This is a genomic window from Burkholderia sp. F1 (genome assembly GCF_050813845.1).
Classification (GTDB): domain Bacteria; phylum Pseudomonadota; class Gammaproteobacteria; order Burkholderiales; family Burkholderiaceae; genus Burkholderia; species Burkholderia ubonensis.
This window is the reverse complement of sequence record NZ_CP172421.1, coordinates 3829541-3853826: the sequence shown is the minus strand read 5'-3', so window position 1 is coordinate 3853826 and position 24286 is coordinate 3829541. Positions and strand designations below refer to the sequence as shown.

Sequence of the window (24286 nt, the reverse complement as noted above, 5' to 3'; positions counted from 1 at the left end):
AATTCAAAGTGAACCGTTCGCTCTACATCGCCGCTACCGGCATGAATGCGCAGCAAGCGCAGATGGACGTGATCTCGAACAACCTCGCGAACGTCAGCACCAACGGCTACAAGGGCTCGCGCGCGGTGTTCGAGGACCTGCTGTACCAGACGATCCGCCAGCCCGGCGCGAACTCGACGCAGCAGACCGAGCTGCCGTCGGGCCTGCAGCTCGGCACCGGCGTGCAGCAGGTCGCGACCGAGCGCCTGTACACGCAGGGCAGCCTGCAGCAGACCGGCAACTCGAAGGACCTCGCGATCGATGGCGCAGGCTTCTTCCAGGTGCTGATGCCGGACGGCACGAACGCGTACACGCGCGACGGCTCGTTCCAGACCAACGCGCAGGGCCAGCTCGTCACGGCGAGCGGCTACCAGGTCCTGCCGGCGATCACCGTGCCGCAGAACGCGACGGCGCTGACGATCGGCAAGGACGGCGTGGTGTCGGTCAAGCAGGCGGGCTCGAACAACGCGGTGCAGATCGGCTCGATCCAGATCGCGACCTTCATCAACCCGGCCGGCCTCGAGGCGAAGGGCGAGAACCTGTTCGCCGAGACCACGTCGTCGGGCGCGCCGAACGTGTCGCAGCCGGGCCTGAACGGCGCGGGCTCGCTCAACCAGGGCTATGTCGAAGCGTCGAACGTGAACGTCGTGCAGGAGCTCGTCAACATGATCCAGACGCAGCGCGCGTACGAGATCAACAGCAAGGCCGTGACGACTTCCGACCAGATGCTGCAGAACGTCACGCAGATGAAGAGCTAACCGGATTTCCCGTCGCCGCAATGAAGCAGGTTCGTCCCTTCCCGTTCGTCACCGCCCGCGCCGCCTGCGTGCTCGCGGCGGCGGCGCTCGCGGGCTGCGCGCAGATTCCGCGCGAGCCGATCATCCAGCAGCCGATGACGGCCCAGCCGCCGATTCCGCCGTCGATGCAGGCGCCCGGCTCGATCTACAACCCGGGCTATGCGGGCCGGCCGCTGTTCGAGGATCAGCGCCCGCGCAACGTCGGCGACATCCTGACGATCGACATCGCCGAGAACATCAACGCGACGAAGTCGTCCGGCGCGAACACCAACCGCTCGGGCAACACCAACTTCGACGTGCCGACCGCCGGCTTCCTCGGCGGGCTGTTCAACAAGGCGAACCTGTCGGCCGCGGGCGCCAACAAGTTCACCGCGACGGGCGGCGCGAGCGCGGCGAACACGTTCAACGGCACGATCACGGTCACCGTGACCAACGTGCTGCCGAACGGCAACCTGGTCGTCAGCGGCGAGAAGCAGATGCTGATCAACCAGGGCAACGAGTTCGTGCGCTTCTCGGGCATCGTGAACCCGAACACGATCTCCGGCGCGAACTCGGTCCTGTCGACGCAGGTCGCCGACGCGAAGATCGAATACTCGGCGAAGGGCTACATCAACGAAGCCGAAACGATGGGCTGGCTGCAGCGCTTCTTCCTCAACGTTTCGCCGTGGTGATGACGATGCGTACCTTGCTCGCGCACATGATGCGCCATCTCGCCCGATCGAACCGACTTGAGGCTGCGTGCCGCGTGCTCGCCGCCTGCTGCGTGCTGGCATTGGCGCCGGCGGCCGCGCACGCCGAGCGCCTGAAGGACCTCGCGCAGATCCAGGGCGTGCGCGACAACCCGCTGATCGGCTACGGCCTCGTCGTCGGCCTCGACGGCACCGGCGACCAGACGATGCAGACGCCGTTCACGACGCAGACGCTCGCGAACATGCTCGCGAACCTCGGCATCTCGCTCAACAACGGCTCGGCCAACGGCGGCGGCTCGTCGCTGTCGAACATGCAGCTCAAGAACGTCGCGGCGGTGATGGTCACTGCGACGCTGCCGCCGTTCGCGCGGCCGGGCGAGGCGGTCGACGTCACCGTGTCGTCGCTCGGCAACGCGAAGAGCCTGCGCGGCGGCACGCTGCTGCTCACGCCGCTCAAGGGCGCGGACGGGCAGGTGTACGCGCTCGCGCAGGGCAACATGGCGGTGGGTGGCGCGGGGGCGAGCGCGAACGGCAGCCGCGTGCAGGTGAACCAGCTCGCGTCGGGCCGTATCGCCGGCGGCGCGATCGTCGAGCGCTCGGTGCCGAACGCGGTCGCGCAGATGAACGGGATGCTGCAACTGCAGCTGAACGACATGGACTACGGCACCGCGCAGCGCATCGTGTCGGCGATCAACGGCAGCTTCGGGCCGAACACCGCGACCGCGCTCGACGGCCGCACGATCCAGCTCGCGGCGCCTGCCGATTCGGCGCAGCAGGTCGCGTTCATGGCGCGCCTGCAGAACCTGGACGTGAGCCCGGACAAGGCCGCCGCGAAGGTGATCCTCAACGCGCGCACGGGCTCGATCGTGATGAACCAGATGGTCACGCTGCAAAGCTGCGCGGTCGCGCACGGCAACCTGTCGGTGGTCGTCAACACGCAGCCGGTCGTGTCGCAGCCGGGGCCGTTCTCGAACGGGCAGACGGTGGCCGCGCAGCAGTCGCAGATCCAGCTGAAGCAGGACAACGGCTCGCTGAAGATGGTGACGGCGGGCGCGAACCTCGCCGACGTCGTCAAGGGGCTCAACTCGCTCGGCGCGACGCCCGCGGACCTGATGTCGATCCTGCAGGCGATGAAGGCGGCCGGCGCATTGCGCGCGGACCTGGAGATCATCTAAATGGCGAATTCCGCGAATCTGTCCAACGCGAACGACCTGTCGCAGCGCTTCGCGCTCGACGTGCAGGGCTTCGACGCGCTGCGCGCGCAGGTCAAGCAGTCGCCGCAGGCCGGCGTGAAGCTCGTCGCGGGCCAGTTCGACGCGATGTTCACGCAGATGATGCTGAAGAGCATGCGCGACGCGACGCCCGACGGCGGGCTGTTCGACTCGAGCACGTCGAAGATGTACACGTCGATGCTCGACCAGCAGCTCGCGCAGCATATGTCGTCGCGCGGGATCGGCGTGGCCGACGCGCTGATGAAGCAGCTGATGCGCAACGCGAACCTCGGTGCGGGCGCGGCCGGGTCGGCGGACGCCGAAGCGGCCGGGCTCGGGATGGCCGGCTCGGGCATCGCCGGCAACGAGGGCGGCATGGCCGCGATGAACGCGATGGCCCGCGCCTACGCGAGCGCGGCCGGCAACAACGGCGCGCTGGCGAGCGGGCGCGGCTATTCCGCCGGCAGCGCGCTGACGCCGCCGGTGAAGGGCGCGGGCGGCTCGCCCGACGCCGACGCGTTCGTCGACCGGCTCGCCGCCCCGGCGCAGGCGGCCAGCGCGACGACCGGCATCCCGGCCCGCTTCATCGTCGGCCAGGCCGCGCTCGAATCGGGCTGGGGCAAGCGCGAGATCCGCGCGGCCGACGGCTCGACGAGCTACAACGTGTTCGGCATCAAGGCGACCAAGGGCTGGACCGGCCGCACGGTGTCGGCGCTGACGACCGAATACGTGAACGGCGAGCCGCGCCGCGTCGTCGCGAAGTTCCGCGCGTACGACTCCTACGAGCACGCGATGACCGACTACGCGAACCTGCTGAAGAACAATCCGCGCTACGCGGGCGTGCTGAGCGCGAGCCGCAGCGTCGAGGGCTTCGCGCACGGGATGCAGAAGGCCGGCTACGCGACCGACCCGAACTACGCGAAGAAGCTCATCTCGATCATGCAGCAGATCGGCTGACCGGGCCGCCGGCGCCGCCGTCGTCCCCCCCTGATGTCCCGCTCCTTTCGGACCGCGCCCGGCCCCGCCGCGCGCGGTTTGAACGTTTGCGCGAAAAAAATCGGAAAATCGATCTAAACTTTCGCGCAGCACTGCCGCTAAGTGTGAGAGACCTGCGACCGGGCCTGCGATCTGGCCCGGTTTTTTGCGCACCGGTTCCCGGGCGCTCATGACAAGAAAGACCGGCAAGCCATGAATATCGAACTGTCGACGGACCCGAGCCAGGACGCGGGGCACTCCGGGCCCGACTACGCCCGCCGCAATCCGCTGGAAATCGGCGTGCAGCTGCGCAACCTCGTGAACCGCGGCGATTTCCTGACCGTCCAGTATCCGGGCGGCCAGCTGGTCACCCGGCTGCTCGAGGTCGACGTCGGCGCGCGCACCTTCACGTTCGACTGGGGCGCGCTCGCCGAGCAGAACAACGGCATCCTCGCAGCTTCGCACTGCACGTTCTCGGCCTCGCCGGAAGGCGTGCGCGTCGAGTTCGGCACCGGTGCGCCGCGCGAGACCCGCTACGAGGGGCTGCCCGCGTTCGAGGCCGACTTTCCGGAAGTGCTGTACTGCATCCAGCGGCGCGAATATTTCCGGGTCGACGCGCCGATCATCGATCCGTACCTGTGCCGCGGCAAGCTGCCGGACGGCGAGAGCTTCCTGTTCGAGGTGCACAACCTGTCGCTCGGCGGGGTCGGCCTGCGCACGGCCGACGAGCGCGTCGCGGCGCTCGAGCTCGGCACGGTGCTGCCCGACGTCGAGCTGGAACTGAACGGGCACGGCAAGCTGTCGCTCGACCTGCAGCTCGTGTCGCAGCGCTCGACCGAGGTGCCGAACGGCACGCGGCGCTACCAGCTCGGCTTTCGCTTCATGTCGCTGCCGGGCAGCGCCGAGAACACGCTGCAGCGCCTGATCACCCAGCTCGAGATGAAGCGCCGCCAGCTCGCGCGCGCCTGACGTTGCTCGTCGCGCCCGCCGGTCGGCAGGGCGCACACCCGGTTCGGCAGCGCGCACGCGCGCCGCGCCGCGACTGGCCGGCCCGCCGCTTTGCGCGCACCATCCGGCGCGCGCCCGGCCGCCCGCTGCAATTGCGCACGGCGGCCCGCATTTTCCCCTCAATTTTTTCGATCCGCGGCCGTTATACCGGGAGTCACGCAACCCGGCGGCCGCAGCGCGGCCGACCCTTCAGGATCGCGCATGTCCAATACATTGATGAACCTCGGTATCAGCGGCCTGAACGCCGCCATCTGGGGCCTGACGACGACCAGCAACAACCTCTCCAACGCGGCGACGCCCGGCTATACGATCGAGCGTCCGGTCTACGCGGAGGCGAGCGGCCAGTACACCGGCAGCGGCTACCTGCCGCAGGGCGTGAACACCGTCACCGTCCAGCGCCAGTACAGCCAGTACCTGAGCGACCAGCTGAACAGCGCGCAGACCCAGGGCGGCGCGCTGTCGACCTGGAATTCGCTCGTCGCGCAGCTGAACAACTACGTCGGCAGCCCGACGGCCGGGATCTCGACCGCGATCACCAACTACTTCACCGGGCTGCAGAACGTCGCGAACAAGGCGGCCGATACGTCGGTGCGGCAGACCGCGATGAGCAACGCGCAGGTGCTGGCCGACCAGCTGAAGGCGGCCGGCGCGCAATACGACGCGCTGCGCCAGAGCGTCAACACGCAGCTGTCCGCCACCGTCGGGCAGATCAATACGTATACGACGCAGATCGCGCAGCTGAACCAGCAGATCGCGACGGCGGGCAGCCAGGGGCAGCCGCCGAACCAGCTGCTGGACCAGCGCGACCAGGCGGTGTCGAACCTGTCGAGCCTCGCGGGCATCCAGGTCGTGCGCAACGACCAGGGCTACAGCGTGTTCATGGCCGGCGGCCAGCCGCTCGTCGTCGCCGACAAGAGCTATACGCTCGCGGCCGTCACATCGTCGTCGGACCCGAGCGAGCTGTCCGTCGTGTCGCAGGGCATCGCCGGCGCGAACCCGCCGGGCCAGAACCAGGCGCTGCCTGATTCGTCGCTGTCGGGCGGCACGCTCGGCGGCCTGCTCGCGTTCCGCCGCCAGACGCTCGACCCCGCGCAGGCGCAGCTCGGCGCGATCGCGACCAGCTTCGCCGCGCAGGTCAACGCGCAGAACGCGCTCGGCGTCGACCTGTCGGGCAATCCCGGCGGCAACCTGTTCTCGACCGGCAGCTCGACCGTGTTCGCGAATCAGGCGAACACCGGCAACGCGACGCTCAACGTGTCGTTCGCGAACCCCGCGCAGCCGACGACGAGCGACTACACGTTGTCGTACGACGGCACCAAGTACACGCTGACGGACCGCGCGACCGGTGCGATGGTCGACCAGAAAAACGCACCGATGCCGGTCACGCTCGGTGGGGCAAGCGGGCTGAAGATCTCGCTCGCGTCCGGCACGATGAACCCCGGCGATTCGTACACGTTGCTGCCGACGCGCGGCGCGCTCGGCGGGTTCTCGCTCGCGACGGCGAACGGCGCGGCGATCGCGGCGGCGTCGCCGGTCGCCGTGTCGGCGTCGGGGACCAACACGGGCACCGGCAAGATCACGCAAGGCGCGGTGACCGCCGGCTATCAGATCCCGGCTGGCGGCACGACGCTGACCTACAACGCGTCGACTGGCCAGCTGTCCGGCTTCCCGGTCGGTACGACGGTGACGATCGCGGGATCGCCGCCGACCTCGACGACGATCAACGCCCCGACCGACACGGTGCCGTACAACCCGGCGACGGGCGCGACGATGACGTTGACGGGCACCGCGGCGACCGCGATCAACGGTGTGACGATCACGCTGTCGGGCGCGCCGAGCACCGGCGACACCTTCAAGATCGGCCCGTACTCGGGCGGCACCAGCGACGGCAACAACGCGCTCGCGCTTGCGCAGCTCGTGACCGCGAAGCAGCTCGCCGGCGGCACGACGACGCTGACCGGCGCGTATGCGAACTACGTCAACGGGATCGGCAACACCGCGAGCCAGCTGAAGTCGTCGAACGCCGCGCAGACCGCGCTCGTCGGCCAGATTTCGAAGGCGCAGCAGGAGGTGTCGGGCGTGAACCAGAACGAGGAAGCAGCCAACCTGATGCAGTACCAGCAGCTCTACCAGGCGAACGCGAAGGTGATCCAGACGGCGTCGACGCTGTTCCAGACCGTGCTTGGCCTGTTCAACTGACCGGATTTCGAGGATTGAAGCGATGCGAATTTCCAGCGCCCAGTTTTTCCAGCTGAACGTCGCCACGATGAACGACCAGCAGGCGCAGCTCGCGCAGCTGTACCAGCAGCTGTCGAGCGGCGTGAGCCTGACGACGCCCGCGGACAACCCGGTCGGCGCCGCGCAGGCCGTGCAGCTGTCGATGACGTCGGCGACGCTGCAGCAGTACACCAGCAACCAGAGTGCGGCACTGTCGTCGCTGCAGGCCGAGGACCAGGCACTGACGAACGTCAACAACGTGCTGACCAGCATCCAGTCGACGCTGGTGCGCGCAGGCGACGGTTCGCTGTCCGACAGCAACCGCGCGGCGCTCGCGACGCAGATCCAGAGCGCGCGCGACCAGCTGATGACGATCGCGAACTCGGACGACGGCGCGGGCAACTACCTGTTCGCCGGGTTCAAGAACGGCAGCCAGCCGTTCACGAACCAGGCGGGCGGCGGCGTGAATTACGTTGGGGACACCGGCACGCGCAACGTGCAGATTGCCGATTCCCGCACCCTGTCGCAGGGGGACAACGGCGCGTCCGTGTTCATGTCGGTGCCGACGTTCGGCAGCCAGGCGGTGCCGGCCGGGAGCGCGTCGAACACCGGCACGGGCACGATCAGCCCCGTCACCGTGACGAGCCCGTCGGCCGCGACCAACAACCACCAGTTCACGATCCAGTTCGGCGGCACCGCCGCCGCGCCGACCTATACGGTGACTGACAACTCGCTCGTGCCGCCGGGGCCGGCGCCGACCGCGCAGCCGTACACGCCCGGCGCGGCGATCGCGCTCGGCGGCGGCCAGACCGTCTCGGTGTCCGGCGCGCCCGCGAACGGCGACAAGTTCACGGTGTCGCCCGCGCCGCAGGCCGTCGGCGGCGCCGACGTGTTCTCGACGCTCGATGCGATTGTCGCCGCGCTGAATACGCCTTCCGTCAACAACCCGGTAGCCATGGCGACGCTGAAGAACGCAATGACGGCCGGTTCGACGAAGCTCGCCAACACGATGCTCAACGTCACGACGATCCAGGCGGACGTCGGCGGCCGCGAGCAGGAAATCAAGGCGATGCAGACGGTCACGCAGACCAACTCGCTGCAGGTTTCCAGCAATCTCGCGGACCTGACGAGCACCAACATCGTGTCGACGATCAGCCAGTTCACGCAGCTGCAGAACGCGCTGACCGGCGCGCAGAAGGCTTTCGTGCAAATGCAGAACCTGTCGCTGTTCCAGTACATCAACCCGTAATGCAGCCTGCGCCGGACGCGATGCGAGCGCACGCTCGCGTCGCGCGGCGCGCCGTCCTGCGTCAGCTGGACAGGAACGGGCGCGCCTGCTCGAGATCCGGAAACACAAGGGCGCCGCGCGCGGTCAGGACGTCCGCCTTGGGCGGCGTGCCGACGCCGACGAATTCAAGGCCGAGATGCCGGGCCACGTCGAGGTCCCAGCGCCCGTCTCCGACCGAAACGATGCGGCAGGCCGATTCGACGCGATAGTGCCGCCGGGCGCGCTCGACGGCGGCCGCGACAAGAACCGTCCGTGAAGGGTATTCCGACGCCGTCACCAGCAGATCGTCGTCGAACGGGATCCCGACGGCACGCAGCTTCCGCTCGCTGACGCGCCTCACCCCACCCGTCGCAAAGACGATTCCCCACCCCGACGCCACCGCCTCCCGCACGAACGCGCCGGCTCCGCGAATTTCGCTGAGTGCCTGGCGGGAAAGCGCGTCCACGAAATGATGATCCACGTCCTGCTCGAAGGACGCCACGGCCGATGCGCTCATCGGGCGCCAGCCGTTGGACGACAGCGCGTGCGCGAGGATGCCCGTGTCGGTGTGATGCGGATAGCGCCCCCAGTCGGTGTCGAGGGCCGGCAGCCTCAGGGCCAGCATTGCCGCGAGGAACGCGGACTGGTGCATGGCGACCGAGTCCGTCAGCGTGCCGTCGATATCCAGGACAAGTATGCGTTCGGCTTTCATTGATCACCAGCACGTAAGGGGCGGGAGGACGGGAAGGCGCAGGCCCGAAGTTCAGGCCAGCGGCCATTCTACTGTTGAATATCGATGACCGGCGCCGGCCGAAAGCGGAAGGTCGGCGTTGCGTTCCGCGAGCATTCGCGATGAACCAAAAAAAGGCCGTTCGGGCGGGGAGCGCGAACGGCCAACGGAGAGTGCGGAACACTGCCGCGCCTGGTGCACGGCAGTGCTGCTACTTTAGGGAAACTCGCCGCCGCCGTGAATGGGACGAGTCAGATTCTGCGGCGGCCCGGCGAGCGCCGGCCGGGCGCTAGGAAATCGACGGCGAGACATTTGCACCGGCGTTGATTTCGGCCGCACGGACCTTGATCTTGCGTGTCGACAACGTCGCGAACGCCAGCATCGCTGCCGCCACGAAGCAGATGATGCGAGGCTGCGGGCACGCCCAGAGCAACGCTTGCGCGCCGGCTTCCCCGATCGCGCCGGCGACCCAGATGAAGCCGAAGTAGCGGCTCCGGGCATGCGCGGGCGCGTGTTCGGAGACCAGATGGTAGAGCACCGGGATCGACATGAGTTCGCCGATGCTCAACACGGCAATGCCCGCTCCGACGAGCAAGCCGGTTGGCGCCGCCCCCACCAGCGCGACGCCGGCGACGGTCAGCGCGAGTCCGGCCGACACGCCGGGCCACGAGATGCCGGTCCTTGGCGGGCGGCGCAACGTCCACAGATACGCGAGCAGGACCGTGGCCGAGTTCACGCCCAGCCAGACGTTGCCTTGCGTGCGCAACCCGAGTTCGGCAGCAATCAGCGGGGCGCTGGAGAAGATCATCGTGTAGCACGCCCAGATCGCGCTGAACAGGATGAACACCCTCAGGAAGACAGGGTCGTGCAGCGGCGCGAACCAGGACGCGGATTGATGTTGCGTCGGCATCGCGCGCGCGCCTTCCGGGGTCGCGAGCACGCCCGCCAGCGCGACGCCGGCGGGAAGCAGGAGCCACAGGCATGCGTTGCCGAAGCCCGGCCACAGGAGCAGCGGGCCGGCCAGCGCCCCGACGTTGATCAACAGGTAGTGCGTGGAAAAAGCCCGGCTGCCGGCCGGACCCGATACCTGGCTCAGCATCGAATAGATCGCCGGGTTCAGGATCCCGCCGCCGATTCCGACCAGCCCGCCCGCGCCGAACAGCGCCAGCGGCGAGTTGGCCTGACACAGTGCCGCCAGCCCGAGCGCCTGCAGGAGCGAGCCGAACGCGAGCGTCGCGCGTTTCGAATGCCGGTCCGCGAGGAATCCGCCCAGCAAAGGGAAGAGCCGGTAGCAGAAGATCTGGATCACGAAGAACAGCGCGAGCCCCGCATCGTCCAGCCAGCCTGCCTGCCACGCGGAAATGGGCTTGTTCGGCGTAATCGAGAAGAACAGGAGCTTGTCGAGCGCGTGAAAGGCGAGCAGCGTCAGCAGCGGTCGATTCATTTTGCGATCCTGACGACGACATCGCGCAGCACGGTCTGTACCCGCTCGGCAGCGATTTCGGCCGTCTCGCCGGTCACGACGACGAATGCGATCCGGTCCCCGGAGCTTTCGGGCGGGCGAATGCGGTCCCCCGGTTTCTTTTCCAGTCCGGCATGGGCGACGTAGTCGCGCTGCTTGACGTCGTCCCAACCGTCCAGCGCTTCCAGCACGCCTTCGCGCGGGGCAACGACGAACCCCACGGCGGCCGCGGCGGCTCGAGCGGGGGGCGTTGCCCCGGAATCGCCCAGCAGCGCGCGCAGATGGAGCTTGAACAGGTCGACGCCGGTCGCGAGCGGGACCAGGTGGGTCGTGATGTGATCGCCGCCGGGGCGCGGATTGGTCTCGATGATGCGGGGGCCGGTGGAGGTCCAGCGCAACTCGATGTGAAATACGCCGGTATTCAGGCCGAGCGCCTGCGTCGCGGAGCGGGCCGCGTCGAGCAGCGCCTGTCGTTGTTGCGCCGGGATGCGCGCGGGGAACACGTGACCGAGCTCGACGAAAAACGGCGGCGCCGTCACCCATTTCTCCGTCACGCCGGCAAACCGGACCGTTCCGTCGACCAGCGCCAGTTCGACGCTGAATTCGCGACCGTCCGCGAACGCCTCGAGCAAGTACTCGGTGCGGCGCGCCAGGCCGAACATGCCGAAGTCCGTTTGCTGCAGTTGCCGATATGCGGGTTCGAGCGCGGCGGCATCCTGCAACAGCGTGACCCCTTTGCTCGACGCGGCGCTGGTCGGCTTGATCACGAGCGGGTAGCCGATTCGGGCGGCCGCGGCTTGCGCGTCGTCGAGGCTCGCCACCAGCGCGTACTCGAGCGACGGGGCCCCCGCCTCCCGATAGGCGTGCCTCGCGAGATCCTTGTGCACGCCGCTTTCGGCCGCGAGCGGCGGGACGCCGCGCAGTCCCAGCAGGGACGCCAGTTTCGCGGCCGTCACGGTGACGAACTGATTGCCGGCGACCACGGCCGCGATGGATGACAGCAGGCCCGCATCTTCCAGTGCCCGCTTGACGGCTTGCGCGTCGTTCACCGGGCACACCAGCACGCCGTGCACCAGCTCCCGATACCCGTGCTGGTCCGGGAGCGACGCGTCGCTGGTTGCCACCCAGCATTCCAGATCGAGCGCCCGGGCGGCCTGAAGGTAACCGAGGCCGAAGAAACAGGGCTCGATGATGAGAATCTTCATGTGTGCTTGCTCCTCGAGTGGGGCGCGTGACCGTTGCCGTTCACGCGCCCTCTGGATCACGGACGGTCAGGCGTCGCTGTATGCGTGGCAGATCTCGACGATGTGCGTCGCGAGGTCGTCGATGTCCGGCATGGTGTGGGTCGGCGAAAAGGAGATGCGAATCAGGCTGTTGAGGTGCTCGGGCGGCACGCGCATGGCCGACAGCACCCGGGACGGCTCCAGCGAATGGCTGCTGCACGCGGACCCTTGCGACACGCAATATCCCGACGCCGCCAGATCGGCGATCATCTGCCGCGACGGCACGCCGGGAAAGGCCAGCGCAAGGATGTAGGGCGAGGCGTCGGCGGCGGGGATCAACCGCTCGAAGGCGATGCCGGAGCGGGTCAGCCCATCGATCAGGCGTTCGCCGAGCGCGCCGACATGCGCGAGCTTGCCGGCGGGGTCGCGCACGGCTTCCTGGAGCGCGGCGCCGAGCAAGCCGATGCCGAACACGTTCTCGGTGCCGGGACGATAGGTTTGTTCCTGCGCGCCGCCGTACATGAGCGGCGTGAGCTTGTATCGGCCATTCAGGTAGAAGCAGCCGATCCCCTTGTCGGCGCCGATCTTGTGGCCGGACATGAACAGGGCGTCGACGACGTCCAGGTCGATCGGCCCGTTCAATTTGGCGAAGTGCTGCACTGCGTCGCACACGACGAGGATGTCGGGATCGGCGCGTTTGACGGCGCGCGCGACTTCATTGACGGGTTGGACGGCGCCCGTTTCGTTGTTGACGGCCATCAGGCAGAGCATCGCCGTGCGCTCGCTGATCGCTGCGTCGACGTGCTCGATCGCGACGACGCCGTTACGGTTCACCGGCAGCTCGCGGACGGTGTACCCATGCTTCTTCATGGACATGACCGTCTGGTACACGGCGGGATGCTCGATCGCCGACACGACGATTTCCGAACGCGTGCTTTCCTTGCGGCGCAGCGTCGCCAGGTAGCCCTGGATCAGAAGATTGGCGGATTCGGTGGCCCCCGACGTGAAGTAGATGCGCTCGGCGCGACACCCGAGATGGGCGGCGATCCGGTTGCGGGTGTCGCCGATGATGCGGCGCGCCTGCTCTCCCGCGTCGTGGGCGCTGGACGGATTGCCGGGGCCGTAGACGGACAGCGTATCGAGCCAGGCCTTGGCAGAGACCTGCATGGACGCAGCGTGATCGAAGTACTTGTTCATGTTGGCGTGCTCTCCGAGTTTTTCCGTTCCACATACGGCGTCATGCGGCTGAAGACGTCCCGCGACTCCAGTGCGCTCGCGAACGCCGCCCATGACATGTCCGGCCGTTTCAGGCGGGAGGAGTCGAGCAGCGAGATTTCCGGGGTGCGGGAGATTTCCGGAAGCACGATCTGCAGGAAGGTCCGCGACATGTCGCGGCTGACCGCATTGGCCGCGATCACGCCGCGCAGGATCTTTTCTCCGATATGCGGATCGTCGCTGCGTGAATAGATGCAGATGTGATCGCTGGATTCGTCGTAATTGAGCAGCAACCCGCCATAAGTGGCCGGGCAGAGAATGCCGGAGCTTTTCTCGTAAAGATTGATGAAGCCGCTTCTCAGCAGGCGGGTCATCGGTCTCGCGATAATGTCTTCTTCTCGATCGATATGGTCCGGGCTTCTCCAGTCGTCATTTTCGTAATAGGCGTCTTCGCTCGCGCATTCCATCAGAAACGGCGTGCTGATGGCCAGGCGATCGCCGTCGAAACTGGACAGCAGCAGGCTTCCGGATTCCCGGTAAAAGATTTCGGACGATGTGGTGCGGGCCGCCGTGGTTTTGAATTTCTTCAATGCCGCGGAAAAGCGATTGCTGTTTCTCGTCTGAAGGGTCACGGTTATCTGATCGAATTCGTCCTGCGAAAGCCGATGCAGATATTCGGACGGCAAAATGGCGGACCAGCGCCGTTCCGCAATGGCGGCTGCCAGCACTGCGCGCTCCTTGCTGTCGCCAAGCAGGCGCGAGGTATCGGACAGGCATAGGCTGAGCGTCGCCTCGCGGCCTTCGGACGCCAGCCGGCGGCGCAGCGCCACGCCGAATTCAAATGTCTCCAGCGTCGAGGCGCTCGGTCCTCCGCGCCCGCCAAACGAGAAACCCTGCTGGTCGCTGCGCACTGAAACATGGCCGCAGTCAATAACGACGCGCTTTCTCAGGTCAGAAATCGATTGCTCGATCTCATCCCATCGAGATGTCTCCTCGATTATCAATTTTTGTCTCTCTCAGTTTCTTGTTGACATTCGGATGCATCCGCTTTCCGGTGTGCCGGAATAAGCGGAATGCAAGCGCCGGATGTGGGCTTTCTTGTGTTGATCTATTGTTGAAATTCGATGGAGCGTTAGCCGATCGATTTCTGTTGTAGCGTCGATATTAGCGTAAGATTTTGTTCCTGTCCTTCAGACTTTAGATATTTCTGACGCGATCGCGACTCGTTGACCCAGGACAATCGAACGAATTTCCCGAGACGGTAAGTGGCGACGCGGGCTGATCCGTCCCCGCCTTGCGCCGGGGCCCGCCGCTTGCCAGCGCCATCCCCGCTCCGTACACTTCGCGCCAGATTTCAGACCGGCGCATCCCTCGCAGCCGGCGACCGACAAGACTGGAGCGTGTGCCGATGTCCGATTCCTATTTCCCGCGCTGGCGGGTGCAACCGCCCGGCGCGGCCGCGCGCGTCGTCGGCCTCGACGAACGCCTGTCGTGGCCGCAGATGATCGCGATGGGCGTGCAGCACGTCGTCGCGATGTTCGGCTCGACCGTGCTCGCGCCGCTCCTGATGGGCTTCGACCCGAACCTGTGCATCTTCATGTCCGGCGTCGGCACGCTGCTGTTCTTCGCGCTGGTCGGCGGCCGGGTGCCGAGCTACCTCGGCTCGAGCTTCGCGTTCATCGGCCTCGTGATCGCGGTGACGGGCTACGGCGGCAGCGGCCCGAACCCGAACATCGCGGTCGCGCTCGGCGGCATCATCGCGTGCGGCGTCGTGTATGTCGCGCTCGGCGCGCTCGTGTCGGCGGTCGGCACGCGCTGGATCGAGGCGCTGATGCCGCCCGTCGTCACGGGCGCGATCGTCGCGGTGATCGGCCTGAATCTCGCGCCGATCGCGGTGAAGGGCGTGTCCGCGTCGACCTTCGATTCGGTGATGGCGCTCGTCACCGTGCTGTCGGTCGGCGGCGTCGCGGTGTTCGCGCGCGGGATGCTGCAGCGCCTCCTGATCCTCGTCGGGCTCGTGATCGCCTACGCGATCTACGCGGTCGCGACCAATGGGATGGGCCTCGGCAAGCCGATCGACTTCGCGATCGTCGCGCACGCCGCGTGGTTCGGCATCCCGACCTTCCATGCGCCGGCGTTCGATCCGCACGCGATGCTGATGCTCGCGCCGATCGCGGTGATCCTCGTCGCGGAGAACCTCGGCCACATCAAGGCCGTGAGCGCGATGACGGGCCAGAACCTCGACCGCTACGTCGGCCGCGCGTTCATCGGCGACGGGCTCGCGACGATCGTGTCGGGCAGCGTCGGCGGCACGGGCGTGACCACCTACGCGGAGAACATCGGCGTGATGGCCGTCACGCGCATCTACTCGACGCTCGTGTTCGTCGTTGCCGCGCTGATCGCGATCGGGCTCGGCTTCTCGCCGAAGTTCGGCGCGGTGATCCAGACGATTCCGGGCCCGGTGCTCGGCGGCGTGTCGATCGTCGTGTTCGGGCTGATCGCGGTGACGGGCGCGCGGATCTGGGTCGTCAACAAGGTCGATTTCTCCGACAACCGCAACCTGATCGTCGCGGCCGTCACGCTGGTGCTCGGCGCGGGCGACTTCTCGCTGAAGTTCGGCGGCTTCGCGCTCGGCGGGATCGGCACCGCGACGTTCGGCGCGATCCTCCTCTACGCGATCCTGCGCAAGGAAAAGGAGCCGGGGCCGGTGGTCTGACGCCCGGCGCTTGCCCGTCATGGGCAAGGACGGATCACGGCGCGGGCGGCGCCGCACCGCCCGCCGCTGAACGCCATGTCACGCGCCGGCGTTCGCCTGCGCCTCGAGCCACGCGCAGAACTGGGCGACGAGCGGCTCGCCGGCGTGCTCGCGCGGCGTGATCCACCAGTAGCTGCGCGTCGCGATGCGCGGGCCGGGGAGCGGCATCACGAGCCGGCCGCTCGCGAGCTCGTCGTCGATCAGCGGCAGCGGGCCGAGCGCGACGCCGAGCCCGTCGACCGCCGCCTGCAGCGCGAGGTAGAAGTGGTCGAACGACTGCCGCTTGCGGCCCTTCATCGTCGCGCCGGCGGCCGCGAACCAGTCGCGCCAGCCCTCCGGGCGCGTATCCGAATGCAGCAGCACGTGCCGCGCCAGGTCGTCGACGCGCGCGATCGGCATGCGCTTCGCCAGCGCCGGGCTGCAGACCGGGATCACGCTTTCGTCGAGAAAGCGGCCGCTCGCGCAGTTCGGCCAGTGGCCCGGGCCGCGGCGGATCGCGACGTCGAAGCCGTCGAGCGCGTCGAGCGGCGCGTTCGACGTCGACAGCTTCAGCTCCACGTTCGGCACGTCGCGCTGGAAGCGCGACAGGCGCGGCAGCAGCCATTTCATCGCGAAGGTCGGCAGCGCGTTGATGCGCAGCACGCGCGCGGCGCCGGTGCGCCGCAGCCGCTCGGTCGCGAGCGCGATGCTGTCGAACGCGGCGCGCACGGTGTCCAGGTACTGGCGGCCTTCGTCGGTGAGCTTCACGCGCTTGCCGATGCGGTGGAACACCGGCCTGCCGAGCCACGCCTCGAACCCGGCGATCTGCCGGCTGATGGCACCATGAGTCACATGCAGCTCGTCGCCGGCGGCGCTGAAGCTTTCGTGTCGTGCCGCGGCTTCAAAGGCCCGAAGCGCGGAAAAGGGCGGGAGATCGCGTGCCATGCTTGTGATTCTAGATCACAAGCGAGCGCCGATGAAATCGTTTTGCGGGCGCGCCGCGCGGCGGTAATCTCGACCTGTCGTTTATCGAGGACTCCCATGCAATCCGTTTCCCCGCCGCCCGCCGGCGCGCCGCGCGACGTCGGCCTCGCCGAGCTGTTCACCGGCTTCCTGTCCCTCGGGCTCATGTCGTTCGGCGGCGCGCTGCCGTTCGCGCGCCGCACGATCGTCGAGGAGCGCAAGTGGCTCTCCGCCGACGAGTTCACCGATCTGCTCGGCCTGTGCCAGTTCCTGCCGGGCGGCAACGTGATCAACCTGTCGGTCGCGGTCGGGATGCGCTTTCGCGGCGTGCCGGGCGCGTTCGCCGGCATTCTCGGGCTGATCGCGGGGCCGACGCTCGTCGTCGTCGCGCTCGGCGTGCTGTATGCGAAAACCGAGAGCGATCCGGCCGTCCGGCACCTGTTCGCCGGGTTGTCGGCCGCCGCGGCCGGCCTGCTCGCGGCGATGGCGGTGAAGGTCGCGAAGCCGCTGCGGCATGCGCGCGCGGCGGCGGGCATCGCGGCGCTGGCGTTCGTCGCGATCGCGGTGCTGCGCATCCCGCTGCTCACGACGATGCTGGTGCTGACGCCGCTCAGCGTGTGGCTCGCCGCGCGGCGCGGTGCCGCACCGGCCGCCGCGCCCGGTGCGCGGCCGGGGGCAGCCGACGCCGTCGCGCCGCACGACGCGCAGCAGCGCGGCACGCATGACGGAGGCGCGCGATGAACGACACGCTGATCGCGCTCGCGACCATCTTCACGCAACTGTCGCTGCTCGCGTTCGGCGGCGGCAACACGATCCTGCCGGAGATGCAGCGGCAGGTCGTCGACGTGCACCACTGGATGAGCGCGCACGAGTTCACCGCGCTGTTCGCGCTCGCGCAGGCGGCGCCGGGGCCGAACATGATGATCGTGTCGCTCGTCGGCTGGCACGTGGCCGGCTGGTCGGGGCTGCTCGTCGCGACGCTCGCGAAGTTCGGGCCGTCGTCGGTGGTCACGGTGCTCGCGCTGCACGCGTGGGAGCGCTTCCGCAACCGGCCGTGGCGGCGCTACGTGCAGCAGGGCATGGTGCCCGTCACGGCGGGGCTCGTCGTCGCGAGCGCGGTGCTGATCGCCGACGCGTCGAACCACATGGCCGTGCAGTGGGGCATCACCGCCGCGTGCGCGGTGCTCGCGTACCGCACGCGCATCCATCCGCTGTGGCTGCTCGCGGCCGGCGCGCTGATCGGGCTGACGGGCTTCGGGCAGTGAACGCCGCCGCGCACGGGCAGCCGGCCGGCGGGCGTCATTCGGCAGCGCTTTGAGATGCGGCAGGGCGGGCCGGCGCAACGGGCCGGTATACTTCCGGCTTTCAATCAGCAGGACCCAGCATCATGTCGACGATTCCCGCCTGTCCGCAATGCGCGATGGAGAACACCTACCCCGACGGCGACCAATATATTTGCCCCGACTGCGGCCACGAGTGGCCGAGCGCCGCACCGGCGGCGGCCGATGACGACGCGGCGCGCGTCGTTCGCGACGCGAACGGCAACGTGCTGGCCGACGGCGATTCGGTCGTGCTGATCAAGGACCTGAAGCTGAAGGGCTCGTCGGTCACGCTGAAGATGGGCACGAAGGTGAAGAGCATCCGCCTCGTCGACGGCGATCACGAGGTCGACTGCAAGGTCGACGGGATGAGCGTGATGCTCAAGGCCTGCTATCTGAAGAAGAATTGAGCTCCCCCCCGCGCGACGAAACCGGAGGATCGATGGATCTCGACGGCGCCAGCCGCAATCTGACGGTCGCCGCACTGCTGACGCTGTCCGGCGGCTATCTCGACGCGTACACGTACGTCGGCCACGGCCACGTGTTCGCGAACACGATGACCGGCAACGTCGCGCTGCTCGGCATCAACCTGTCGGCCGGCGAGTGGGCCGCGGCGCTGCACCACGTGCCGCCGCTCGTCGGCTTTGTGATCGCAGTGCTCGTCGCGCACCTGCTCGGGCTCGCGGCGCAGCGCGGCTGGATGCGGCACACCGCGTTCGCGAGCCTGATCGTCGAGATCGCGTTTCTCGGCATCGCCGCGAGCGGCCTCGTCGGCGCGTCGAGCGCGTGGCTGATTCCCGGCATCTCGTTCGTCGCGACGCTGCAGACGCTGTCGTTCACGCACCTCGAGGAACTGTCGTACACGTCCGTGATGACGACCGGCAACCTGCGGCGCGCCGCGCAGAAGCTGTTCGTCGGGCTGATTCCGCGCTATGACGCCGGCGCGCTGCACGATTCGGCGCTGCTCGCGACGATCAGCTTCTGCTTTCTCGCGGGTGCCGTGGCCGGCGGCCTCGTCACGCGGCTCGTGCCGGACGTCGCGCTGTGGGGCGCGGTGCTGCTGCTCGCGGGCGCGTTCGCCGAAATCGTGCGGCGCGCGTGGCGGCGCGCCGACGCGGGCGCAGGCGCGGCCGGCTGACGGCGCGGCGCGGCGCGGCCGTGCTGCGGCGCGGCATCCGTAGCCGGTATGGAACCGGTCCGCGCCCGTCACGCCGCCGCGTCATTGCCTTGCCGTCTCGCGCACCGTCTCGCGGCCCGTATGCTGCGCCGCATCAGCCACATCTCCGCTCACTCCCGCCGATCTCCCCGCCGCCTGCCCGAATCGTGACGGATTCCTGCCGAATTGCCCGCCCGGCGCGGAAACCGGCCGTCATCCGGCGCTCGTCGCGCAAGCCCCGCGCGCCGGGGCGTTGTGCGCTGACGACAATCGAACCGTTACCACGCATTTCAATTTCTTTCGGGATTCGGACTCGTCTTATGATTCTCGCCACATCGCGCGCGCCAAGAGCGCGCGCGATCGTCACCCGGCCGCGCATGCGGCCGGCCATGTAAGGAGACACCAACAAATATGGGATCGCTCATGAAGCAGACCACCAGACTCGCAGCACTCGCAGGGGGCGCCATGCTGGCCTTCGCCAGCCAATACGCAACGGCACAAAGCTCGGTCACGCTGTGGGGCGTCGCCGACGTCAGCGTCCGCTACCTGACCAACGCGAACGCCAAGAACGACGGCCTGCTGTCGATGACGAACGGCGCGATCACGAACAGCCGCTTCGGCATCTACGGCACGGAAGACCTTGGCGGCGGGCTGAAGGCGCTGTTCAAGCTCGAAAGCGGCGTGGACCTGCAAAGCGGTGCGTTCTCGGACAGCGGCCGCATGTTCAACCGCGCCGCGTACGTCGGCCTGTCGAGCCCGTACGGCACCGTGACCCTCGGCCGCCAGAAGACGCCGCTGTTCGACCTGCTGTCGGACACCTACGATCCGCTGACCGTCGGCAACTACTTCGAGAACGCGTGGCTGCCGGTGGCGCTCGGCGGCGGGCTGTACGCGGACAACCAGATCAAGTACACGGGCACGTTCAGCGGCCTGACCGCGAGCGCGATGTACTCGACCGGCACGAACTACGAGAAGACCGGCCCCGGCGGCTTCTCCGGCCAGATCCCCGGCTCGCTCGGCAAGGGCAATGCGTGGGGTATCTCGCTGTCGTACGTGATGGGCCCGCTCAGCATCGCGGCCGGCGCGCAGCAGAACAGCGACAACTCGGCACGCAAGCAGACCATTTATCACGCGAACGTCGTCTACGCGTTCAGCACGGTGAAGGTCTACGCGGGCTACCTGCGCTCGAAGGACGATACGGGCTTCGTCGACAGCCTGCTCGCGCAGCAGAAGATTCCGGCTGCGAAGGGCACCGGCCGGATCGACGACGGTCCGTTCGCGGGCGTGAGCTGGCAGGCCAGCGCGCCGCTGACGCTGACGGGCGCGTTCTACTACGACCACATGCGCAACGCGATGACCGCGAACGGCACGCTCGCGAGCGGCAACCGCTACGCGATCGTCGGCATCGCCGAGTACGCGCTGAGCAAGCGCACGGAAATCTACGGCACGGTCGACTTCAACAAGACGAACGGCGCGGCCAACGTCGAGCTGCCGGGCCGCAGCAACCAGACCGGCATCGCGATCGGTCTGCGCAATATCTTCTGATCAATCGCCTGCGCCGGACCGGCGTCCGGCTCGCGACGAAGAGACCCCCGCGGGGGTCTCTTTTTTTTCGTCCGCACGAAGCGCACGAAGCGCGATCCGTAAGCCGTTCGTCGGCATTCCGGAACAGTTTTTTACAGTGCGTGCGCAGGCGTTCCGCTAAGCTGCATGCATCGCTCGCCGCATGCCGGCGCGTCGGTAAATTGTGTATCCGGTGATGACAAACGCTGTCAGCCGGTTTTTTTCGTGGAACGATGCGCTTCACGAGTTTCCTGAAAGGAGAGGGCGATGGGTATCCTGAACACCGTTGGCGAAATCGCGGGCGCCGTGGCGGCCGTCGAGGCGGCAGAGAAAGTCGATCCGGATGCGGGTCTCCTGACCAAGGCGGCGGCGGCCGTCGCCGGCTTCAAGGGCGCGGAAGCGCTCGAAGGCATGCTCGAGAAGAAGGAAGAGCAGCCGGCGGACGACACGCAGGCGACCGACGGTGGCGACACGTCGCAGGCATGAGCATGGCGGCCGGCTCGGCCGCGCCCGCGCAAGCCGCGCGGACGGGCGAGCCGGCGTCGCGCGGCCGGCGGGTCGGGCATGCGGTCGATCGGTGACGCATGGCGAACCCGGCAGCCGGATTGATCGGCGAGAGGCAAGGTCTCTCGCCGTTTTTTTTTGCGCGGGCGCCGCGCGCCGCAGGAAAACCGGAATCTTGCTATCGTGCCGTCATCCGAACTCCGATGAGGGCATGCGATGGAATTCGACTACGACCTGTTCGTGATCGGCGCCGGCTCGGGCGGCGTCAGGCTGGCCCGGATGTCGGCGCAATACGGCGCGCGCGTGGGCATTGCGGAAGAAGAGCAGATCGGCGGCACCTGCGTGCTGCGCGGCTGCATTCCGAAGAAGCTGCTCGTCTATGCGTCGCATTACCCGCATGAAGTCGAGGATGCGCAGGGCTTCGGCTGGACCTTCGGCGCCGGCGCGCTCGACTGGCCCGCGCTGATCGCCGCGAAGGATCGCGAGATCAACCGGCTGAGCGGCATCTACGTGAACCTGCTGCGGCAGTCCGGCGTCGAGATGCACGCGGGGCGCGCGTCGCTCGTCGATGCGCACACGGTCGCGCTCGGCGAGCGCCGCGTCACCGCGCGCCACATCGCGATCGCGACGGGTTCGCGCCCGTCGCTGCCGCCGCTGCCCGGCATCGAGCATGCGATCACGTCGCGCGAGGCGCTGTCGCTCGCGACGCTGCCGGCGCGCGTCGCGGTGGTCGGCGGCGGCTATATCGCGGTCGAGTTCGCGGGCATCTTCAACGGGCTCGGCAGCCGCGTCGACCTGTTCTATCGCGGCGCGCAGATCCTGCGCGGCTTCGACGACGACGTCCGGCAGTTCCTCGCCGATGAAATGACGAAGCAGGGCGCGACGATCCATACCGGCGCGTCGGTGGACGCGATCGAGCGTGCACCCGACGGCACGCTCGCCGTGCGCGTCGGCGGCGCGCACCACGGGCCGTACGACGCGGTGCTCTATGCGACCGGACGCGTGCCGAACGTCGAGCGCCTCGGGCTCGAGCAGGCGGGCGTCGCGCTCGATGCGCGCGGCGCGATCGCGGTCGATGCGTATTCCGCGACGTCGGTCGCGTCGATCCACGCGATCGGCGACGTCACGTCGCGACCGCAGCTCACGCCGGTCGCGACGCGCGACGGCGGTCTGCTCGCGCTGACGCTGTTCGGCGGGCGGCGCGTCGCGGCCGATCACGAATGGGTGCCGTCGGCGGTGTTCAGCCAGCCCGAGGTCGCGACGGTCGGCCTCGCCGAGGCGCGCGCGCGGGACGTGCACGGCGACGTCGACGTCTACCGCACGTCGTTCAAGGCGCTGCGCCACACGCTGTCCGGACGCGACGAGCGCACCTTGATGAAGCTCGTCGTCGCGCGCGACAGCCAGCGCGTGGTCGGCGCGCACATGGTCGGCCGCGACGCGGGCGAGATCATCCAGGGCATCGCGATCGCGATCCGCGCGGGCGCGACGAAGGCGCAGTTCGACGACACGATCGGCATCCACCCGACCGCGGCCGAGGAATTTGTCACGATGCGGCAGAAGGTGGACTGAGCGACGACGCGGGCCGGCGCGCGCAGCCGCCGGATGCGCGCCGGCGATCGATCCGTGCGCGCCGCGAGCGCATGGCCTCTACAGAATGCGACCCGATTGCCGATATTACGAAAAGCAAGGTTCCGAACGACGGCTTTCGATTCACGACGGAGCGTATTCGACAACGCGTTTGGTATCATCCGCAAAAAACCAAATACGGGGCCGACCATGCGCGATCAACAGCGCAGCAATCAAAACAACGGGGTAATCGCACCGCGCGCGAATCGTGACGATTTCGCCGCCTGCCTGCCATTCGCCGTGACGCGTCCGTCACGCGCGCATCCGCTTTCATTTCCCTCATAGCGCCCAAGGCGACGCCTGCCGCGTTGCGTGACGCGCGTCGCGTCGAGCGGCGCATCGACGCACGCGTTCGCGTCGCCGCCGCCTTGAAGTCCGGCTCGCCCGCGAGCCGGCGCGCCCGTTACGGGCATTCTTTCCACGCAAGGAGATCAGCAGTGAACATCCAGACACGACGCAACGTCCTCGTCGCCGCGGCCCTCGTCGCGGCGCTGACCGGCTGCGCGACCGAATCGTCGCGCACGCTCGACGTGCCGGCCGTCAGCAGCGCGCAGCGCCCGTACTCGGGCAAGCCGGTCGCGATCGCGGTCGGCAAGTTCGACAACCGTTCGAGCTATATGCGCGGCATCTTCTCGGACGGCATCGACCGCCTCGGCGGCCAGGCGAAGACGATCCTCGTCACGCGCCTGCAGCAGAGCCGCCGCTTCAACGTGCTCGATCGCGAGAACCTCGAGGAGATCAAGCAGGAAGCCGGCTTCATGAAGAAGGCGCAGGCGGTGAAGGGCGCGAACTACGTGGTGACGGGCGACGTGACCGAATTCGGCCGCAAGGAAGTCGGCGATCACCAGCTGTTCGGCATCCTCGGCAGCGGCAAGACGCAGGTCGCGTACGCGAAGGTCAACCTGAACATCGTCGACACGACGACGTCGGAAGTGATCGCATCGAGCCAGGGCGCGGGCGAATTCAGCCTGTCCAACCGCGAAATCATCGGCTTCGGCGGCACCGCGAGCTACGACTCGACGCTCAACGGCAAGGTGCTCGACCTCGCGATCCAGGAGGCCGTCAACCATCTCGTCGACCAGGTCGACGCCGGCGCGCTGAAGCCGGCGAAGTAAGCGCCACTGCTTCACCGATTCACCCTATCAACCAGAAGAGAAATGACCATGAAACGGGGTATCTGGCTGCCGGCAACGGCCGCCGCATTGCTGCTCGCGGGCTGCGCGGCGCCGACCACGCCGCCGCTCTATCAATGGAACGGCTACCAGCCGCAGGTGTACGAGTACTTCAAGGGCAAGACGTCGCCGCAGGAGCAGATCGACGCGCTCGAAAAGGCGCTGCAGCAGATTCGGGCGAAGGGCAACACGCCGCCGCCGGGCTTCCATGCGCATCTCGGGATGCTGTATGCGAGCGTCGGCAGCGAACAGCAGGCCGAACAGGAACTGCAGGCGGAGAAGCAGCTGTTTCCGGAATCGTCGCCGTTCATGGACTTCCTGATGAAGCACAAACCGGCGGCGAAGAAGCCGGCCGAGCAGAAAACGGCCGAGCAGAAGCCGGCCGATCAGAACACCGCCAAACAGTGACGCACCTG

23 protein-coding genes are annotated in these 24286 nt (G+C 67.8%); 17 read left to right on the top strand and 6 right to left on the bottom strand.

The genetic code is table 11. The features are described 5' to 3' along the window. Positions 1-8 precede the first annotated feature (8 nt). From flgG to flgL, 7 genes are all read left to right on the top strand, one after another. Positions 9-797 carry a flagellar basal-body rod protein FlgG gene (gene flgG, locus ACFIMZ_RS18175; RefSeq protein ID WP_059760151.1) on the top strand — a complete coding sequence of 263 codons (789 nt, stop codon included), beginning with the start codon at positions 9-11 and terminating at the stop codon, positions 795-797. 20 nt (positions 798-817) lie between these two features. After that, positions 818-1507, top strand: a complete 690-nt coding sequence (flgH, locus tag ACFIMZ_RS18170; protein WP_431820729.1) for a flagellar basal body L-ring protein FlgH — start codon at positions 818-820, stop codon at positions 1505-1507. Continuing rightward, the gene (locus ACFIMZ_RS18165; protein WP_431820728.1) at positions 1501-2700 is read left to right on the top strand and encodes a flagellar basal body P-ring protein FlgI; all 1200 of its coding nucleotides are present in this window, start codon (positions 1501-1503) and stop codon (positions 2698-2700) included. Before flgH ends, ACFIMZ_RS18165 begins: the two co-directional genes overlap by 7 nt. Then, a complete protein-coding gene (gene flgJ / locus ACFIMZ_RS18160; RefSeq protein WP_431820727.1) occupies positions 2701-3693 on the top strand; it encodes a flagellar assembly peptidoglycan hydrolase FlgJ in 993 nt (330 codons plus the stop codon). It abuts the gene before it with no gap. A gap of 231 nt (positions 3694-3924) precedes the next feature. Next, complete coding sequence (locus ACFIMZ_RS18155; RefSeq protein ID WP_431820726.1) at positions 3925-4680, top strand: flagellar brake protein; 756 nt, start codon at positions 3925-3927, stop codon at positions 4678-4680. A 240-nt stretch (positions 4681-4920) separates the two neighbouring features. After that, positions 4921-6918 (top strand): flagellar hook-associated protein FlgK, encoded by a 1998-nt coding sequence (flgK, locus tag ACFIMZ_RS18150; RefSeq protein ID WP_431820725.1) that lies wholly within the window; start codon positions 4921-4923, stop codon positions 6916-6918. Between the two features lie 22 nt (positions 6919-6940). Further along, positions 6941-8185 (top strand): flagellar hook-associated protein FlgL, encoded by a 1245-nt coding sequence (flgL, locus tag ACFIMZ_RS18145; RefSeq protein ID WP_431820724.1) that lies wholly within the window; start codon positions 6941-6943, stop codon positions 8183-8185. A gap of 61 nt (positions 8186-8246) precedes the next feature. Here flgL and ACFIMZ_RS18140 read toward each other — a convergent pair whose 3' ends face one another. From ACFIMZ_RS18140 to ACFIMZ_RS18120, 5 genes are all read right to left on the bottom strand, one after another. Then, complete coding sequence (locus ACFIMZ_RS18140) at positions 8247-8915, bottom strand: HAD family hydrolase (RefSeq protein ID WP_431820723.1); 669 nt, start codon at positions 8913-8915, stop codon at positions 8247-8249. 307 nt (positions 8916-9222) lie between these two features. After that, complete coding sequence (locus ACFIMZ_RS18135) at positions 9223-10377, bottom strand: MFS transporter (protein ID WP_431820722.1); 1155 nt, start codon at positions 10375-10377, stop codon at positions 9223-9225. Next, a complete protein-coding gene (locus tag ACFIMZ_RS18130) occupies positions 10374-11660 on the bottom strand; it encodes an ATP-grasp domain-containing protein (RefSeq protein WP_431820721.1) in 1287 nt (428 codons plus the stop codon). Before ACFIMZ_RS18130 ends, ACFIMZ_RS18135 begins: the two co-directional genes overlap by 4 nt. Before the next feature lie 6 nt (positions 11661-11666). Then, positions 11667-12908, bottom strand: a complete 1242-nt coding sequence (locus ACFIMZ_RS18125) for a cysteine desulfurase family protein (protein WP_431820720.1) — start codon at positions 12906-12908, stop codon at positions 11667-11669. Beyond that, entirely contained in the window at positions 12812-13837 is a 1026-nt protein-coding gene (locus ACFIMZ_RS18120; RefSeq protein ID WP_431820719.1) for a hypothetical protein, read from the bottom strand. Before ACFIMZ_RS18120 ends, ACFIMZ_RS18125 begins: the two co-directional genes overlap by 97 nt. Before the next feature lie 404 nt (positions 13838-14241). On the opposite strand from ACFIMZ_RS18120, the gene ACFIMZ_RS18115 reads away from it, so the two are divergent. Continuing rightward, positions 14242-15549 (top strand): solute carrier family 23 protein, encoded by a 1308-nt coding sequence (locus tag ACFIMZ_RS18115; protein WP_431820718.1) that lies wholly within the window; start codon positions 14242-14244, stop codon positions 15547-15549. Between the two features lie 78 nt (positions 15550-15627). On the opposite strand, the gene ACFIMZ_RS18110 is transcribed toward ACFIMZ_RS18115, so the two are convergent. Next, entirely contained in the window at positions 15628-16512 is an 885-nt protein-coding gene (locus tag ACFIMZ_RS18110) for a transcriptional regulator GcvA (RefSeq protein WP_431820717.1), read from the bottom strand. Positions 16513-16608: 96 nt separating this feature from the next. Between ACFIMZ_RS18110 and ACFIMZ_RS18105 the strand changes: the two genes are divergently transcribed. The 9 genes from ACFIMZ_RS18105 (at position 16609) to ACFIMZ_RS18065 (ending at position 24278) form a co-directional block, all read left to right on the top strand. Next, positions 16609-17271, top strand: a complete 663-nt coding sequence (locus ACFIMZ_RS18105; protein WP_431820716.1) for a chromate transporter — start codon at positions 16609-16611, stop codon at positions 17269-17271. Next, positions 17268-17795: a chromate transporter gene (locus ACFIMZ_RS18100; RefSeq protein WP_431820715.1), complete on the top strand. Its 528-nt coding sequence runs from the start codon at positions 17268-17270 to the stop codon at positions 17793-17795. The genes ACFIMZ_RS18105 and ACFIMZ_RS18100 overlap by 4 nt, the downstream gene beginning before the upstream one ends. Positions 17796-17917: 122 nt before the next feature. Next, on the top strand, positions 17918-18259 hold the full coding sequence (locus ACFIMZ_RS18095; RefSeq protein WP_431820714.1) for a zinc ribbon domain-containing protein YjdM: 342 nt from the start codon (positions 17918-17920) through the stop codon (positions 18257-18259). A 32-nt stretch (positions 18260-18291) separates the two neighbouring features. Next, a complete protein-coding gene (locus ACFIMZ_RS18090) occupies positions 18292-18987 on the top strand; it encodes a YoaK family protein (RefSeq protein ID WP_431820713.1) in 696 nt (231 codons plus the stop codon). Positions 18988-19428: 441 nt separating this feature from the next. Beyond that, a complete protein-coding gene (locus tag ACFIMZ_RS18085) occupies positions 19429-20550 on the top strand; it encodes a porin (protein ID WP_431820712.1) in 1122 nt (373 codons plus the stop codon). Positions 20551-20835: 285 nt separating this feature from the next. Beyond that, positions 20836-21054: a hypothetical protein gene (locus ACFIMZ_RS18080; RefSeq protein WP_431820711.1), complete on the top strand. Its 219-nt coding sequence runs from the start codon at positions 20836-20838 to the stop codon at positions 21052-21054. Between the two features lie 234 nt (positions 21055-21288). Continuing rightward, complete coding sequence (gene gor / locus ACFIMZ_RS18075) at positions 21289-22641, top strand: glutathione-disulfide reductase (protein WP_431820710.1); 1353 nt, start codon at positions 21289-21291, stop codon at positions 22639-22641. Between the two features lie 494 nt (positions 22642-23135). Continuing rightward, a complete protein-coding gene (locus ACFIMZ_RS18070) occupies positions 23136-23813 on the top strand; it encodes a CsgG/HfaB family protein (RefSeq protein ID WP_045567045.1) in 678 nt (225 codons plus the stop codon). A 48-nt stretch (positions 23814-23861) separates the two neighbouring features. Beyond that, a complete protein-coding gene (locus tag ACFIMZ_RS18065) occupies positions 23862-24278 on the top strand; it encodes a DUF4810 domain-containing protein (protein ID WP_431820709.1) in 417 nt (138 codons plus the stop codon). Positions 24279-24286: the final 8 nt, after the last annotated feature.

Coding starts and splice junctions, on each gene's coding strand:
- flgH (WP_431820729.1), top strand. CDS start 818: ATGAAGCAGGTTCGTCCCTTCCCGTTCGTCACCGCCCGCGCCGCCTGC.
- flgJ (WP_431820727.1), top strand. CDS start 2,701: ATGGCGAATTCCGCGAATCTGTCCAACGCGAACGACCTGTCGCAGCGC.
- ACFIMZ_RS18155 (WP_431820726.1), top strand. CDS start 3,925: ATGAATATCGAACTGTCGACGGACCCGAGCCAGGACGCGGGGCACTCC.
- flgK (WP_431820725.1), top strand. CDS start 4,921: ATGTCCAATACATTGATGAACCTCGGTATCAGCGGCCTGAACGCCGCC.
- flgL (WP_431820724.1), top strand. CDS start 6,941: ATGCGAATTTCCAGCGCCCAGTTTTTCCAGCTGAACGTCGCCACGATG.
- ACFIMZ_RS18140 (WP_431820723.1), bottom strand. CDS start 8,915: ATGAAAGCCGAACGCATACTTGTCCTGGATATCGACGGCACGCTGACG.
- ACFIMZ_RS18135 (WP_431820722.1), bottom strand. CDS start 10,377: ATGAATCGACCGCTGCTGACGCTGCTCGCCTTTCACGCGCTCGACAAG.
- ACFIMZ_RS18125 (WP_431820720.1), bottom strand. CDS start 12,908: ATGGGCGGCGTTCGCGAGCGCACTGGAGTCGCGGGACGTCTTCAGCCG.
- ACFIMZ_RS18115 (WP_431820718.1), top strand. CDS start 14,242: ATGTCCGATTCCTATTTCCCGCGCTGGCGGGTGCAACCGCCCGGCGCG.
- ACFIMZ_RS18110 (WP_431820717.1), bottom strand. CDS start 16,512: ATGGCACGCGATCTCCCGCCCTTTTCCGCGCTTCGGGCCTTTGAAGCC.
- ACFIMZ_RS18105 (WP_431820716.1), top strand. CDS start 16,609: ATGCAATCCGTTTCCCCGCCGCCCGCCGGCGCGCCGCGCGACGTCGGC.
- ACFIMZ_RS18100 (WP_431820715.1), top strand. CDS start 17,268: ATGAACGACACGCTGATCGCGCTCGCGACCATCTTCACGCAACTGTCG.
- ACFIMZ_RS18095 (WP_431820714.1), top strand. CDS start 17,918: ATGTCGACGATTCCCGCCTGTCCGCAATGCGCGATGGAGAACACCTAC.
- ACFIMZ_RS18090 (WP_431820713.1), top strand. CDS start 18,292: ATGGATCTCGACGGCGCCAGCCGCAATCTGACGGTCGCCGCACTGCTG.
- ACFIMZ_RS18085 (WP_431820712.1), top strand. CDS start 19,429: ATGAAGCAGACCACCAGACTCGCAGCACTCGCAGGGGGCGCCATGCTG.
- ACFIMZ_RS18080 (WP_431820711.1), top strand. CDS start 20,836: ATGGGTATCCTGAACACCGTTGGCGAAATCGCGGGCGCCGTGGCGGCC.
- gor (WP_431820710.1), top strand. CDS start 21,289: ATGGAATTCGACTACGACCTGTTCGTGATCGGCGCCGGCTCGGGCGGC.
- ACFIMZ_RS18065 (WP_431820709.1), top strand. CDS start 23,862: ATGAAACGGGGTATCTGGCTGCCGGCAACGGCCGCCGCATTGCTGCTC.